This window comes from Acinetobacter amyesii (assembly GCF_023499985.1).
GTDB lineage: Bacteria > Pseudomonadota > Gammaproteobacteria > Pseudomonadales > Moraxellaceae > Acinetobacter > Acinetobacter amyesii.
The window spans coordinates 64,016-78,846 of sequence record NZ_JAMCOU010000033.1 but is presented as its reverse complement, the minus strand read 5'-3'; the positions used below and the strand labels follow the sequence as shown (position 1 = coordinate 78,846).

General features: G+C 42.7%; 13 protein-coding genes. 7 read left to right on the top strand and 6 right to left on the bottom strand.

The annotated features are described in order from the left end of the window. Positions 1-51: 51 nt before the first annotated feature. The 3 genes from urtA to M5F03_RS11855 all read right to left on the bottom strand — a co-directional run bounded on the left by urtA (position 52) and on the right by M5F03_RS11855 (position 4,365). Entirely contained in the window at positions 52-1,338 is a 1,287-nt protein-coding gene (urtA, locus tag M5F03_RS11865; RefSeq protein WP_249708417.1) for an urea ABC transporter substrate-binding protein, read from the bottom strand. A 374-nt stretch (positions 1,339-1,712) separates the two neighbouring features. Next, on the bottom strand, positions 1,713-3,593 hold the full coding sequence (gene parE, locus M5F03_RS11860) for a DNA topoisomerase IV subunit B (protein ID WP_111885120.1): 1,881 nt from the start codon (positions 3,591-3,593) through the stop codon (positions 1,713-1,715). A 172-nt stretch (positions 3,594-3,765) separates the two neighbouring features. Beyond that, on the bottom strand, positions 3,766-4,365 hold the full coding sequence (locus M5F03_RS11855) for a YqiA/YcfP family alpha/beta fold hydrolase (RefSeq protein WP_249708488.1): 600 nt from the start codon (positions 4,363-4,365) through the stop codon (positions 3,766-3,768). Positions 4,366-4,608: 243 nt separating this feature from the next. On the opposite strand from M5F03_RS11855, the gene M5F03_RS11850 reads away from it, so the two are divergent. Further along, the gene (locus M5F03_RS11850; protein ID WP_078193243.1) at positions 4,609-5,940 is read left to right on the top strand and encodes a PGAP1-like alpha/beta domain-containing protein; all 1,332 of its coding nucleotides are present in this window, start codon (positions 4,609-4,611) and stop codon (positions 5,938-5,940) included. 69 nt (positions 5,941-6,009) lie between these two features. Here M5F03_RS11850 and M5F03_RS11845 read toward each other — a convergent pair whose 3' ends face one another. Both M5F03_RS11845 and gshA read right to left on the bottom strand, forming a co-directional pair. After that, positions 6,010-6,537: a disulfide bond formation protein B gene (locus M5F03_RS11845; protein ID WP_078190602.1), complete on the bottom strand. Its 528-nt coding sequence runs from the start codon at positions 6,535-6,537 to the stop codon at positions 6,010-6,012. Positions 6,538-6,557: 20 nt separating this feature from the next. Then, positions 6,558-8,135 (bottom strand): glutamate--cysteine ligase, encoded by a 1,578-nt coding sequence (gene gshA, locus M5F03_RS11840; protein WP_249708416.1) that lies wholly within the window; start codon positions 8,133-8,135, stop codon positions 6,558-6,560. A gap of 210 nt (positions 8,136-8,345) precedes the next feature. Between gshA and M5F03_RS11835 the strand changes: the two genes are divergently transcribed. The 4 genes from M5F03_RS11835 to M5F03_RS11820 all read left to right on the top strand — a co-directional run bounded on the left by M5F03_RS11835 (position 8,346) and on the right by M5F03_RS11820 (position 11,539). Then, positions 8,346-8,885, top strand: a complete 540-nt coding sequence (locus M5F03_RS11835; protein ID WP_180008629.1) for a DUF924 family protein — start codon at positions 8,346-8,348, stop codon at positions 8,883-8,885. 59 nt (positions 8,886-8,944) lie between these two features. After that, positions 8,945-9,502, top strand: a complete 558-nt coding sequence (locus tag M5F03_RS11830) for a CC0125/CC1285 family lipoprotein (RefSeq protein WP_249708415.1) — start codon at positions 8,945-8,947, stop codon at positions 9,500-9,502. Positions 9,503-9,528: 26 nt separating this feature from the next. Next, positions 9,529-10,839 (top strand): DUF445 domain-containing protein, encoded by a 1,311-nt coding sequence (locus M5F03_RS11825; RefSeq protein ID WP_249708414.1) that lies wholly within the window; start codon positions 9,529-9,531, stop codon positions 10,837-10,839. 106 nt (positions 10,840-10,945) lie between these two features. Then, the gene (locus tag M5F03_RS11820) at positions 10,946-11,539 is read left to right on the top strand and encodes a YfjT/YkfB family phage-associated protein (RefSeq protein WP_111885114.1); all 594 of its coding nucleotides are present in this window, start codon (positions 10,946-10,948) and stop codon (positions 11,537-11,539) included. Positions 11,540-11,598: 59 nt separating this feature from the next. Here the strand turns inward: M5F03_RS11820 and M5F03_RS11815 are convergent, their stop codons facing one another. Continuing rightward, on the bottom strand, positions 11,599-11,886 hold the full coding sequence (locus M5F03_RS11815; protein ID WP_372491143.1) for a DUF2798 domain-containing protein: 288 nt from the start codon (positions 11,884-11,886) through the stop codon (positions 11,599-11,601). 177 nt (positions 11,887-12,063) lie between these two features. On the opposite strand from M5F03_RS11815, the gene argS reads away from it, so the two are divergent. Together argS and M5F03_RS11805 are read left to right on the top strand one after the other, a co-directional pair. Continuing rightward, positions 12,064-13,854: an arginine--tRNA ligase gene (argS, locus tag M5F03_RS11810; protein ID WP_180092675.1), complete on the top strand. Its 1,791-nt coding sequence runs from the start codon at positions 12,064-12,066 to the stop codon at positions 13,852-13,854. Between the two features lie 244 nt (positions 13,855-14,098). Then, a complete protein-coding gene (locus M5F03_RS11805) occupies positions 14,099-14,698 on the top strand; it encodes an SPOR domain-containing protein (RefSeq protein ID WP_078193250.1) in 600 nt (199 codons plus the stop codon). The last annotated feature ends 133 nt before the right edge of the window (positions 14,699-14,831 follow it).

The window sequence follows — 14,831 nt, the reverse complement described above, 5'->3', positions numbered from 1 at the left end:
ATCACATCAAAAAAGGCCTGCTACACAATAGCAACAGGCATTCGAATTGAATTATTTAGGGATGTACGGACTCCATGGCTCTGCAGCAATGGTTTTTGCCGTTTTGTGTACCACATCAAACTGACCATCGGCACGGATCTGACCAATCATGACTGGTTTATGCAAATGATGGTTCGACGCATCCATTTGCAAGGTATAGCCCGATGGCGCTTTAAATTCTTGGCCGGCCATAGCTTCACGCACTTTATCGACATCTGTGCTTCCTACTTTTTCTACCGCTTGTTTCCACATATTGATACCGACATAGGTAGCTTCCATCGGGTCATTGGTCACAAATTTATCGGCATTTGGCAGTTTGTATTCCACGGCATACTGCTTCATTTTATTGGTGAATTCAGTATTCACTGGATTTTTCACCGACATGAAGTAGTTCCACGATGCCAAGTGTCCGACCAGCGGCTTGGTGTCGATACCGCGTAATTCCTCTTCACCTACAGAGAACGCCATCACTGGAATATCCGCAGCTTTGATGCCTTGGTTACCCAATTCACGATAGAACGGCACATTTGAATCGCCGTTAATGGTCGAGATCACAGCCGTCTTTTTCCCTGCCGCAAACTTCTTCACATTGCCCACAATGGTTTGATAGTTGCTATGACCAAATGGGGTATATTCTTCCATGATGTCTGCATCGGCAATGCCTTTCGACTTCAAGAATGCACGTAAGATTTTGTTGGTAGTGCGTGGGTAAACATAGTCCGTGCCCAACAGTACAAAGCGTTCTGCCTTTCCACCCTCTTCACTCATCAGGTATTCAACAGCAGGAATCGCTTGCTGATTCGGTGCTGCACCCGTGTAGAAAATATTTTTAGACTGTTCCTGACCTTCATACTGAACAGGGTAGAACAATAAGCCATTTAATTCTTCAACCACTGGTAGAACCGACTTACGAGATACCGACGTCCAGCAACCAAAAATCACGGCTACTTTGTCTTGGGTAATCAACTGACGGGTTTTTTCCGCAAATAATGGCCAGTCCGATGCCGGATCAACCACCACAGGTTCTAGTTTTTTGCCCAATACCCCGCCATTGGCATTAATTTCATTAATCGCCATCAAGGCGGTATCTTTAAGAGAAGTTTCTGAGATCGCCATCGTGCCTGACAGCGAATGTAAGATCCCGACTTTAATAGTATCGCCACTTGCTGCGGCCGCTTTTGGTTCAGATGCAGCACTTTCTGTTTTTTCTTCTGCAGGTTTTGAACAGCCCGTTAAAGCAATCGCCCCAGTCATCGTTGCCGCTAAAATACTTTTAGCAAATACATTGCGTTGAAACATTATTCACACTCCCAACCTAAGCTTGTAAGTCACATTTTTAAAATGCATTTGTTGTCTTTCATCACAACAGAGCAATTCAATAACTGTGCCAAGCCTTATTTTTTATTTTGATTGAGTGCTGTTATTTATTTTTAAATATTATTTTTCATATAGTTATAATAAAAAACTTTGCTTGTAATTTTTTATGGTTCGATCCAAACACCGTAAAATCACCGCAAAGATGCATACAAACTTGTATCCAACATTTGACCTATAATTGAACAATTTTGCGACGTTTTTCAAAAAATACGGTGTTTTAGCACACAAATCATGCAGCTTTTCCTACATTTGAAGCAAAAAAAAACCACTTGCGTGGTTTTTTTCTTATTGCCCTTTTAAACCGCCAAATCGGCCAAATTACCCTTCTGTTCCAACCAATGCTTACGGTCTGAAGAGCGTTTTTTCGCCAATAATTTGTCGAGTAAACCTGAAGTAAACTGTACGTCATCCAAGTCCAGTTGCACTAAACGACGTGTATTGGGATCCATAGTCGTTTCACGCAGCTGACTCGCGTTCATCTCACCCAATCCTTTAAATCGAGTGATTTGAGGATTTTTGGTTTTACATTTCTTTAAGATGCTTTCCAGTTCATCTTCATCCAAGGCATAGTGCACATCTTTATTGTCATCTATACGGAACAGCGGTGGCATCGCCACAAATAGATGTCCTTCCTCAACCAAAGTATGGAAATGTTTGACGAACAGTGCGCAAAGTAAAGTTGCAATGTGCAAACCATCCGAGTCGGCATCGGCCAAAATACAAATTTTGCCATAACGTAATTCAGATAAGTCATCACTACCCGGATCTACACCAATCGCAATCGCAATATCATGTACTTCTTGCGATGCTAAAACTTCATCAGAAGACACTTCCCAAGTATTTAAAATCTTACCTCGGATCGGCATGATCGCTTGGAAGTTCTTATCACGTGCTTGTTTGGCAGAACCACCTGCAGAATCCCCTTCCACAATAAACAGTTCAGATTCTTCGAGGGTATGCCCCACACAGTCAGCCAATTTACCTGGTAAAGCTGGACCTGAAACAATCTTTTTACGTTCAACTTTTTTCGCAGCTTTTAAACGGCGACCGGCCTTGGCAATCACCATTTCTGCCAGTTGCATAGCAATATCGGAATTTTGATTCAGCCACAGTGCAAAGGCATCTTTAGCAATATTTAACACCACACTAGAGGCTTCACGGCTTGAAAGTCGCTCTTTAGTTTGACCCGAAAATTGTGGCTCTTGGAATTTTAAAGACAGAATAAAGTTGACACCATCCCACACATCTTCGGCAGACAGCTTCATATTACGCGGCAACAAGTTACGTAATTCACAGAACTCACGAATCGCATCTGTCACACCTGAACGTAAACCGTTGACATGTGTACCGCCTTGCGCAGTTGGAATCAAATTGACATAACTTTCTTGAATCTGTTCGCCGCCTTCAACGTTCCAGCAAATGGCAAATTCAGCACTAGCACGTTCAGCTTCACCAGTCGCAACAAATGCAGGAACAGGAACGATGTCACGGTCTTGTAGCTCATCCATCAAATAGTCGACTAGACCATTTTCAAATTGCCATTCGATCTTTTCGTTGTTGATTTGATCGATATAAATAATCTGCAAGCCTGCCGCCAAAACAGCCTTGGCTTTTAAGTTGTGTTTTAAGGCTTTCAGCGCAAATTTAGGCGAATCAAAATATTTGGCTTCAGGCCAAAAATGCACGGTAGTACCCGTTGCACGTTTAGCGCATTTACCTTCCAACACCTCAAGCGGTGCCACAGGAACGCCATGTTCAAAGGCCATTTTATATAGATTGCCTTGACGCTGAACTTCCACTTCAACACGATCTGACAGTGCGTTCACCACCGAAATACCCACACCGTGTAAACCACCTGAGAATTGGTAGTTATCAGTACTGAACTTACCACCGGCATGTAATTTGGTCAGAATAATTTCAATCCCGCTTTGACCATACTCAGGATGAATATCAACAGGCATACCGCGTCCATTGTCTTCTACCGACAAAGAACCATCTTTATAAACCGTCACAGTAATTTTGTTGGCATGACCTGCAAGCGCTTCATCGACGGAGTTATCTATCACTTCCTGTGCTAAATGGTTCGGTCGTGTAGTGTCTGTATACATACCCGGACGACGACGTACCGGATCTAGACCAGATAAAACTTCAAGTGATTGAGCCGTATATTGCGTCACGTTGCAAAATTCCCTGCTTTTTTGGTTAAAACATTTCTTCAAGCGCTACAGTATATGCTTTTTTATTAAAATGCATATCTCTTGCGATCAGCCGCCATTTTCTTAGTCAATTTATGCGTCAATTCATGTCGTAAAGCTACTTTTTTGTATGATTAAACTGATTTCGCTTTTCTTATGCCCGCTTATTTTTTACAGCATCTGCCAAAAACTGCAAGAGCATGGGTATTTTTTCTGCAAAGTTATCCATGCCATGCGTTCCACCCACCTCAGTGATCAGCATAGCCGTGCCGGCTTGAACCGCACTATAAAACCTAGTGGCATCACGAAAATCCAAGGTTTCATCACCTTGTTGGAGCAAGACCAACAGTTGATCTGCATTTTCAACCTTAGATACAGCCAAAGCCTGCATTTGATTGAGCTGTGCATCATCCAAGCACCACGTTTCAGTCACCTGATAAGGCAATGCCGTCTCACCAAATAAATCACGAAATAATTGCCATGGATAGACCGCAGGATTGATGAGCACCGCAGGAATGTGATGGCGTGCCATCAACTGCGTCGCATAAAAGCCACCTAAACTGCTACCGACCAAAACCACATTATCCAAACCTTCAATCAGCTCTGACATCTGCTGCATTACCTGTAGTGGTGGCATATTCAAATCTGGCAAATGCACGTGCACACCATTTAAGTCTGCGCAATAGTGCCGCAATATCTGCCCTTTCACCGAATTTGAGTTACTTTGAAAACCATGCAAATACACAATATTCATCATTTTGATTCCAAATTGATCTTTAAATTGCTTTAAAAGTGGCATATAAGTGCTAACTGCGTCACATTTTCTAAATTTGAATTTTTAGTAAAATTGTCAGACAAAAGGCATTCACCGACAGGTCTGTTATCGGTATTGTAAAAGCTGTTCGTGAGAATTTTATAAAATAAACAATGAAACTTCAGGCTATTCCAGTAATAAATACAATCGAGGGATAGCATTGAATGTAAGGATAGGAACATTATGCCTAGCTTAACACCATTGCATGAAACCTATTGTAAATGGGACCGCACGCCACCCAGTCAAGCAGATGTGCTGGAAGGTTTGGCACAACTCGTGACAATGCGTTTTAGTGATGTCGTGCATGACTTAATCAAAAACATTCAACGTGAAATTTTAATCAGTATTTTTGGAATGAGCGAACAAGGCTCGAAAGCCTTTCATAAGCAGCCGACCATTGCACGGATTTATGAATTTTCTTACAACACTTTTTTCAATTATGGCAATTATTTACTTGCACCAACGCTGCGTAGCATTATAGAAAAATTCCCACGCTTACACGACAAACCCCTCACCCCGTCTTTACATTTTTTAGTGGGCGCACTGAATGGGGTCTTAGGCGACTATTTACTGAAATATCACAACCCGATGGCCTTACCGATGGTGGTTTACGACCATTATGGTGCGGTACAAAAAGGCGAATTAAACGGTCGTATTACCCTATTGATTCATGGGCTGTGCATGAATCATCTGTCATGGTCGACAGCCAAATATGGCGGCATTGGTGAAAAATTACTTTCTCAACGTGACCACAACACCATGCTGTATTTAAATTACAACACGGGTCGTCGTATCTCGACCAATGGTCGCAGCCTTGCCAATACATTAGAAGATTTGGTCCGTCGCAACCCGGGTATTACCAGTATCGACTTAATTGGTCATAGTATGGGGGGCTTAGTGTCCCGTAGTGCCATTTTTTATGGCAAACAAAATATGTATCAATGGATTCATCAAGTCGAAAATCTAGTCTGCTTAGGCTCACCGCATCATGGTGCTGTGCTTGAACGTATCGGATTTCATCTGCAAGATCAATTGGGGCGTTTCCCCTTGGTCAAAATCGTAGGTCACGTGGTGAATATTCGCAGTAACGGCATTTTAGATTTGCGCTATGGCAGCGTGCGTGATGATGATTGGGAACATAATGATGTTCGCATTGGGCTCATGGACGACAACCGTAAACCTGCCCCGATTCCTTCACATATCAATACCTACCTCGTGGCAGGGACCATCGAATATGAACATCGTCGCAATAAAACTCGACATGTGATTGGAGATTACTTGGTCAGTGTAAAAAGTGCATTGGGGGAACACCCAAATGCACGGTATCAACTGAAAGTGCCAGATTCACATAAAGCGATTTTTTATGGCTTGAACCATTTCGAAATTCAGCATCATCCGCAAGTGGCTGAGCAAATCGTGCATTGGTTCTATCCAAACAATGACGATAAAGCTTGTGATCATATCTATGAATTTATGATGGACTTGGAAAGTGTGGAAGGCATTGCCCTAACCTAAGGTAAACTTCCCCCATTCAGACTCATAAAAAAAAGCCCTCAACTGAGGGCTTTTTTATGTATCACTAAATTAAAATTTATCACGTAAACGTGGGACTGGTTTGCTTGGATATTTACGCAATAACTGCCAAAGACTGAGCAAGGTTAAAACTGCAAAAAACACCAATGACCAAACCGGTAATGATTGTCCCAAGAACGTCCAATCCACTTTGGCACATTCACCAGAGCCGGTTAGTACTTGTTCAAAGACTGATTTTAACGGCAGCGTTTCTACCCAATAATCCAGTCCTGGGCCACAGCTAGGCACTTTGTCTGGCGGTAAGTTTTGCAGCCAAATATGACGCGCAGCCACCCCAGCAGACCAAAGAATTGATAGTGTCCCCAACAATGCGTAAATGCGTTTACCCCAATTCGATGCTGGATTGTGAATCAACGCAATCAATGAAATGATGCCGAGTCCAATCAAACCAATACGTTGGAATACGCACAACGGACAAGGTTCTAAGCCTTGTACATGTTCTAAAAACAGCGCAAAAGACATACCGATCACGCTGGCTAAAAACAACAAACCACTCACGAAGCGGAAACTCCATTTCATGGTAAATCCTCTTAAATTTTTTATCTAAAGTTTTTCAAATATTCTTCAAAACTCAAGGTGCAGTCTTGCTCAAGTTGAGCCTGTTTTTCTAAAGACTGCTCAGCAGCTTGTGCAAAGTATGCTGCAGTTTCAGGGTTCAAGACATGCTGCTCATACACTTCAGCATGTTGTAAGGCCATAAAGCTACCAAAGCCCCAAGTTCCACCTTGTTCTAAAGTATCGCTAATCATACGTGCCGACAATGTTTCATCGACTTCATCGATGCGTGATTGCATCACAGCCATTGCCTGAGTGTAAATATCTGTATTGTAAGAATCATCCAGCAATTCAGCCAACGGTTGCATCGCTGCAACATGTGTACGACACCATGTTTCAATTGGAACCGCTTGACCTTGCTGTAAAATCACTGCGTTTGGCGCACGACCACGGTTTACTACTTCAGCCTGATTTTTCTCAATTTCATTTTGTTCGGCATCTAACAATGCTGGGCTGTCTTGCAATAAACAGTATAAAGCCACCACTTCGAGCAAGCCTGCCGTGTCTTCATTGATCCCAATCGGGCTATAAGGATTGACGTCTACCGCACGTAATTCAACATAACCTACGCCACGATTTTGCAGGGCTTCAGATGGTGTTTCACCATCCTGTGGCACTTGTTTCGGACGAACCAAACTGTAGTATTCATTTTCAATTTGCAACACATGGTCATTAATTTGAATCGGTTCACCCTGTTCATCATTTAAACCTAAATGACTAAATGCGGCATACGGGGTATGCACCGCTTTTTGCAAACCTTCCAAATATGCCTGAATGTCGTTGTAGTGAATCCCTAACTGTTTTTGTGCTGAATTTTGATAGCCAAAATTTCCCATACGCAGCGCCGTTGCATAGGGTAAAAATAGCGTGCCTTTTAAGAGCGGTAACAACTGATGTTCACGTCCAGTCATAAAACATTTACACACCGACGGGCTCGCTCCAACCAAAAACATCACCAATGGCGTTAAACGAATAAAATTACGGATCAGGCCGAAATAACGATGACTGCGATAATCCTGTAAGCTCAATGCCTTGAGGGCGTCGTCAGTTTCGTGTTGTTGCAGTGCTTCAAAGAAATGATCTGGGAAGGATAAATTATAATGCACCCCTGAAATGGTCTGCATCCGGCGACCATAGCGCACCCCTAAACCACGACGGTACAAGGTTTTAAAACGTCCTATATTCGAGCTGCCATATTGCGCTAAACGAATACTGTCTTCGTCTTTATCCAACATGCACGGCATCGACAACGGCCAAAGTTTTTCACCATGTTCCAAATGCGTATGCGCAACAGCATGTATATCTTGCAGATAGTTTAACGCCTCTGTAATGGTTTCTTTTGGCGGCGTGATAAATTCCATTAAAGCTTCAGAATAGTCTGTCGTGATATGCGGATGAGTCAAAGCCGCACCCAAAGCTTGGGGATGGTCGGCCTGAGACAAGAAACCGTTGCTTTGCATACGCAAGCTTTCACGCTCAATACCGCGCAACATTCCTTTAATCAGCGAAGAATCTACCCAAGTCGGTAAAATGTCTTGAGAGGTCGATTCGGGTTGACTCATTGCTATCTCGCTTAAATGGAAGAAACTACTAAAATAAAATCATCAGTTTATATCAGTATAACGCGATTTGAAGTGGGCAAATGACCCACTGTATAGTTTTGAGACAAACCGTGATTTTATTTTGGCAATTTTTTATCACAAACTTACTCTATATGACATTTGAAATTTGTGATTTTATAAACAAATATATGCTAATAATGCTTAAAACTTATGAATTATCAAGATATTCTCGAATTTTGGTTTAACCCAGAAAATCAGCCCAATTGGTTCGCTAAAAGCAATAATTTTGATGTTTTAATCGAAAAAAAGTTTAAAGACATCCATCTTGCGGCGAGTAAAGTAGAACTGTGGCAATGGCGTACTACTGCCGAAGGTCGTTTGGCTGAAATTATTGTTTTAGATCAATTTTCTAGAAATTTATTCCGTGACTCTGGCTTGGCTTTTGCCCAAGATGCACTGGCTTTGGCGCTTGCACAAGAAGCCATCGCGCAGGGTTTAGATCTACAATTAAGCCCTGAACAGCGCTCATTTTTATATATGCCCTTTATGCATAGCGAATCGACAAAAATCCATCAAAGCGCGTTAAAATTATTTGAGCAACTGGGCAATCCGATCAACTTAGAATTTGAAAAAAAGCATAAAGTGATTATCGATCGATTTGGACGTTACCCGCATCGCAATGCGGTATTGGGCAGAACATCTACAGCAGAGGAATTGGAATTTTTAACCCAGCCCAATTCTAGCTTTTAATTGACGGCTTTTGGCCAGTATCTCCCCTTGCCATGAACCGACTAAACAGGAGTATGCGCATGAACAAACTCATTATCGCAGCAGCCATAACCGCAGCACTCGGTTTGACTGGCTGTGCCACAACCCCATCAAAACCTTTGACCTTTGAACAACTCGGTCAATATTCTGCGACACCATTAAATGCGCAAAGCTACCGGATTAGCTTTCAAGCTCGCCCCAATATGAGCTATGGTACTGCCGAAGAAATCACCTTGGTTAAAGCCGCTCAAACCACCCTACACAATGGCTTTCAATATTTTAAAGTCATGGATGATCCGAGTAATCGGAGTCAAAAACCACCGCGTCAAGCGGTGATTTACCCAGACCCTATGCCTTATCCATATGGCTATTATCGTCGCCATCCCGGATTTTGGCCAGGCCCGTTTTATGACGTTCCACAGGTGGTCACACTCGATCCGACTCAAGTTTCCTACAGTATTACTTGCTATAAAGATCGTGCCAAAGCCCCTCAGGATGCCTTTGATGCTCGCTTGATTTTGCAGTCACTCGGAGCTAAATATGGTTTAGACAGCCAAGGAAATCCTTTTCCTGTAGCCGCTGAGCCCACCTCTAAATAAGTCAACCCATAGAGACCCGATCATTGATGAGCCCAACTGAACAGCCCGCTGTTTCACCTAGTCTGCAACGCAGTAAACGCTTCGCCACCATTGCTTTGGTGGTGGCGGTGCTGGCGTGGATTGCATTGATGATCGCAGCTAAATTGCTGCCTGAATACGTCTGGCTCATTCATATTTTAATGCTTTCAGCGGAAGCTGGAGTGGTTGGTGGTTTGGCAGACTGGTATGCGATAACCGTTTTATTTCGCAATCCCTTTGGTCGGATTCCGATTCCTAAATTTTTACGTGACCACACAGAAATTATTCCTCGTAATAAAGCACGCATTGCCGAGTCAATGGGCCGCTTTGTTCAGGAGAATTTTCTTTCACCACAAGTGGTTGAAAAAAGCTTAGCGGAGACGGATCTCTCTCTTGCCGTCGGGAAATGGTTGGCCAATCCGCACAATAATGCGCAAGTGACCCAAGTCATTCAGCAAACGGTACCGAAAATTTTCGAATTTGTCGGTCAGGAACAAATTGGACAATTTATCCAAAATAACAGCGTGCAATGGGTACGCAATACGCAAGTCAACCATCTTGCCAGTGAAATGCTACGGGCAGTTTTAGAAAATGACTTCCATCAAGATGTTTTACAGCGCGGGCTCGATTTAGCCCATGATTGGGTCACACAGCATCCAGAACAAACCCGCGACCTTTCACGCCAGTTGTTTAAAGAACTTGGGGTATGGAAGTTAGCTAAAGGCGCCAGCTGGATCGGCATTGATGTACAACAACGCACCATTGATTCATTGGTGAGCCGTGTCGAATCTATGTTGGCCGATCCAGAACATCCTTGGCGTCGAAAAATTGAAGAAATGGCACAGCAACTCATGCATGAGTTGGCAGACAATCAAAGTGTAGCCAGCCAACGTTTGAATAGCACCAAGGACGCTTTATTAGACAGCCCACAAATGCTTAACTTTTTAAGCGGCGCTGTTGTGATTTTATGTGATGCGATTAAATCTGATCTACAAAAGCCGGACTCAGGTATTGCACAAAACCTACGCGTCGCCATTCAACAAGTGGGCGAAAATATTGTCTCTAACGTTGCTGTACGCCAATTGCTGAATGAAAAAATGAGTGATATTGCCATCAATCTCTCCGATCAATATAGCGAAAAAGTCATTCGGTTTATCAGTGAACGTATACATGAATGGGATTCACGTGAAATGATCGATAAGATCGAAAACGAAGTCGGTGGCGACTTGCATATGATTCGAGTCAATGGTGTCGTGGTCGGTGGTTTTATTGGCCTCGCACTGGGGATTATTCGTGCCTGTGTAGAATGGCTGCTTTAGCCGCCTGCAGCAGTCCTCCTCGAAGGAGATTGGCCGCAGGTTTGAGCTTTATGCGTAGAACCGTTAAACTTTGCCGATCCGAAAATTTAATAGAACAATAAAATCTATGCATTTACCTGCCATCTATACACTACCATTCATTCTAATCATCAGTAGCTTAAGCGCTTGCCAGACCATTTCCAAAACCAGTAGCACAGTCAGCGACAAAGTGATGGGCATGCTCGGTAAAGAAAAAGCCCCTGAAATCGATAAAAAAGGCACTGTCGATATCAGCAAAAGTACCCAACAACAGTTAGAAACTCTGCTGACCAATATGCCGAAAAATCAGTGGGTCTATATTGAAAATGATCAACAAGGCACATCTACCCTCAAAAATAAATCGGCAGACAATTTCACCTTGAGCCTCAAATTGAATTGCAAAATCAGCACTCAGCGCCCAACTTTCAGTATAAGCAACGCGGATGGCCAAGAGATCCTAAAAGCACATGATACAAATGTGGGGCAAATTCAAATTCTGCTCGACAATAAAAACTTTGGAAATCCGTTTGAGACAGCCCATCAGCAAAAGTTCCAAAGCTTTAAAACCGCTGTCGCTCAGGCCAAAGTCATTAAAGTGTTTAATGCCTCAAAACTCTATACCTTCCAAAACAACAAAGCCGAATTACTCTCTAAAGCAGTAAGTTGTCGCGATAGCCTATAAATATTTAAAGCGAAATGCAGTAAGTCACCGTTTTACTCAACTGTGACTTACATGCAGGCTTATTTTGCAGGTGGCTGTGGCCCTGACATATCAACCAGCAGGCCTGTAAACTTTCGAACAAATGGCAATAAAATCAGTACAATGGGAAAAGCAATTGCCCAAGAAATCATCCAATTATGCAGCCATAGAGTCAGAAATCCCTCAAACCACCCTAAATTTCTGAGCATATTAATAAACGAAATAATGCCGCTCATGAGACAAGACAAAATAAACGGCACGATAATCAGCGCCCAGCGTGCAGCTAACTTCGGCACATTGCCAAAAATTTTAGGGGTGGGTTGTGACATGTCCATATACTCAAGCAGTGATCCTGAATCGCTAAACCACTTATATCGTTTTACTTCGATATAAGCAATGCTTCACTTTTATCGAATATTTTTTATTCGCAACAAATGGGTTCACCTAAAGAGTCTGAAATTTGCTATATTTACCGTTTTTCTGCGACATTTATTTTTCGACTGATTATGAATACGGCAATACAAGCAGCGCTCGATCATGCAGTGCAATCCCTTCAAGCTGAAGGTGTACTCCCAACTGACTGGAACAATACTAGCAATTTGACCCGAACCAAAGACCGAAGCCACGGTGACTTTGCGTCAAACATTGCCATGATTGCCTCTAAAGCTGCAGGTATGAAGCCGCGTGATTTAGCCGAAAAAATTCTGGCAAATCTTCCAGAAGTCGCAGATATCAGCAAAGCAGAAATTGCAGGTCCTGGCTTTATTAACTTCTTTTTAAATGCTGACCAACGTTTTGCTGTCTTAGACCAAATTCAAGCTCAGAAAGATCAGTTCGGTCGCACTCAGGCCAATGCTGAAAAACGTGTTCAAGTGGAATTCGTTTCAGCCAACCCAACGTCTAGCCTACACGTTGGTCATGGTCGTGGCGCAGCTTACGGTATGACCGTTGCCAATCTTCTTGAAGCAACAGGTGCCAAAGTTGACCGTGAATACTATGTCAACGATGCTGGCCGTCAAATGGATATCTTGGCGACATCAACTTACTTGCGTTATTTAGAATTGACCGGTCAACAACTGGTCTTCCCTAAAAATGCATACCAAGGCGACTACGTTAAAGAAATCGCACAAAGCATTATCGACAAAGATGGCGATGCTTATGTACGCCCTGTTGCCGACATCTACAAAGATGTTCCTGAAGATGTGCAATATGCTGCTGAACTCGATAGCGAAGGCAATAAAGTCGTTGTTTCAGGCGATAAAGAAAAACACATTGATGGTTTGATTCATAATTCACAAAACCATTTGGCTGTGGGTTACCGTGTGTTCCATCAAGCTGCGCTGAAAGCCATTCTTGATGACATTAAAGATGACCTCGGTGAATTTGGCGTGACTTTCAATCAATGGTTCAGCGAAGCAACCTTGACTGAAAAAATTGATGAAGCATTACAAATGCTCGATCAACGTGGTTTCTTATACGAAAAAGATGGCAACATCTGGTTCAAATCAACTGATTTTGGTGATGAAAAAGACCGTGTTGTGAAACGTCGTAATGGTCAAACTACATACTTCGCATCCGACATTGCTTATCACTTAAATAAACTACAACGCGGCTATACCGATATCATTGATATTTGGGGTTCAGACCACCACGGTTATATTGCACGTGTGAAAGCAGCGATTGATGCGCTTGGCTATGATTCTAAAAAATTGACGGTGCTTTTGGTTCAATTTGTGAGCCTATGGCGTGGCGGCGAGATGGTTCAAATGTCATCTCGTTCAGGTCAATTCGTGACTTTACGCGACTTACGTAAAGAAGTAGGCAACGATGCTGCTCGTTTCTACTATGTCATGCGTAAATCAGAACAACACATTGACTTCGACTTAGACCTTGCTGTGTCTCAAAGCAAAGACAATGCGGTGTACTACATCCAATACGCACACGCACGTATCTGCCGTATGCTCGAAAAAGCCGCTGCGACAGACGTTCAATTCTCTGCTGAAGCTGCACGTCAATTTGCAGCTAAACTTGAGTTAGAAGCTGAAACTGAAGTTCTTGCTAAACTTGCGGCTTACCCTGAAATTGTGGTTCGTGCAGCAAACAGCTATGAACCACACCAAGTGGGTAACTACTTGAAAGAATTAGCGGCATTGTTCCATGGTTGGTACAACGAAAATAAAGTCTTGGGTGATGATGCAGAACTGACTCAAGCGCGCTTATTACTGTCTGTAAACGTACAGCAAGTTTTACGCAATGGTCTTGAATTATTGGGTGTGAGTGCGCCTGAATCAATGTAAGCCATTCTTAGTATACGTTAGAATCCGTCCATGTATGACCATATACATTGACGCCTATACAGGCTCTTTATGAGCCTGTATTTTCATGGATATTCAGTCATCTTTTTATGAAAAATTGAAGATGTTGAAATTGTGAAAATTAAACATAAACAGCATGACAGTCATGTAATATATAATAATCAGAACTTGGTTTTGGGTCAGTTCCCACTAGGTTCGTAACAATTACAATTAAAGAGGTTTCCTCGTGTTTGGAAAAACGCAACGCGGTGTATCAGAGCGGCCAAATCAGCCTAAAAAACCATTGATTCCTGCATGGTTAGGTACACTTGTGATCATTTTAATCGTGTTGAGTTTCTTGGTGGCCTTGATGTTATGGAAACCATGGGAGCCGGTAAAACCGAAAGGTCAAATTACCTCTGAACACTACCAAGAAGAAACCAATAAAGATTACCGTTTTTATGATCTGTTGCCTCAGCAACAAGTCACCCCGATTCCAGATCAAGCTGTGCCTGAAACAGATACCAAAGAAACCGTGGTGATCGTTGAAGCACCTGAAACGGATACCACTACACCGACTGAGCCGGGTATTGAAGCCACAGAAACAACACCTGCCCCTGCAAGCTATATTTTGCAAGTGCGTAGCTATGATGACCCTGACCAAGCCGATGCCCGTCGTGCAGAAATTATTTTAAATGGCTTATCTGCCGATGTGATCCAAAGTAATGAAAATGGCAAAGTTTGGTATCGCGTCGTGTCTGGCCCCTATGATTCACAAGAAGCTGCTGTGATTGCACAACAAACTTTACGTCATAGCAGTATCGACTCGATTGTCGTAAAACGCTAAATTTTGAATTTAAAAAAAGCGCCTGATGGCGCTTTTTTTTATTCATTCCTTTAATAAAGGGAGGTTAGAAGGGATTCTTTTTTGAATAAATCAGCTTAGCTCAAAAACCTCTCCCTAACCCTCTCCTAAAAGG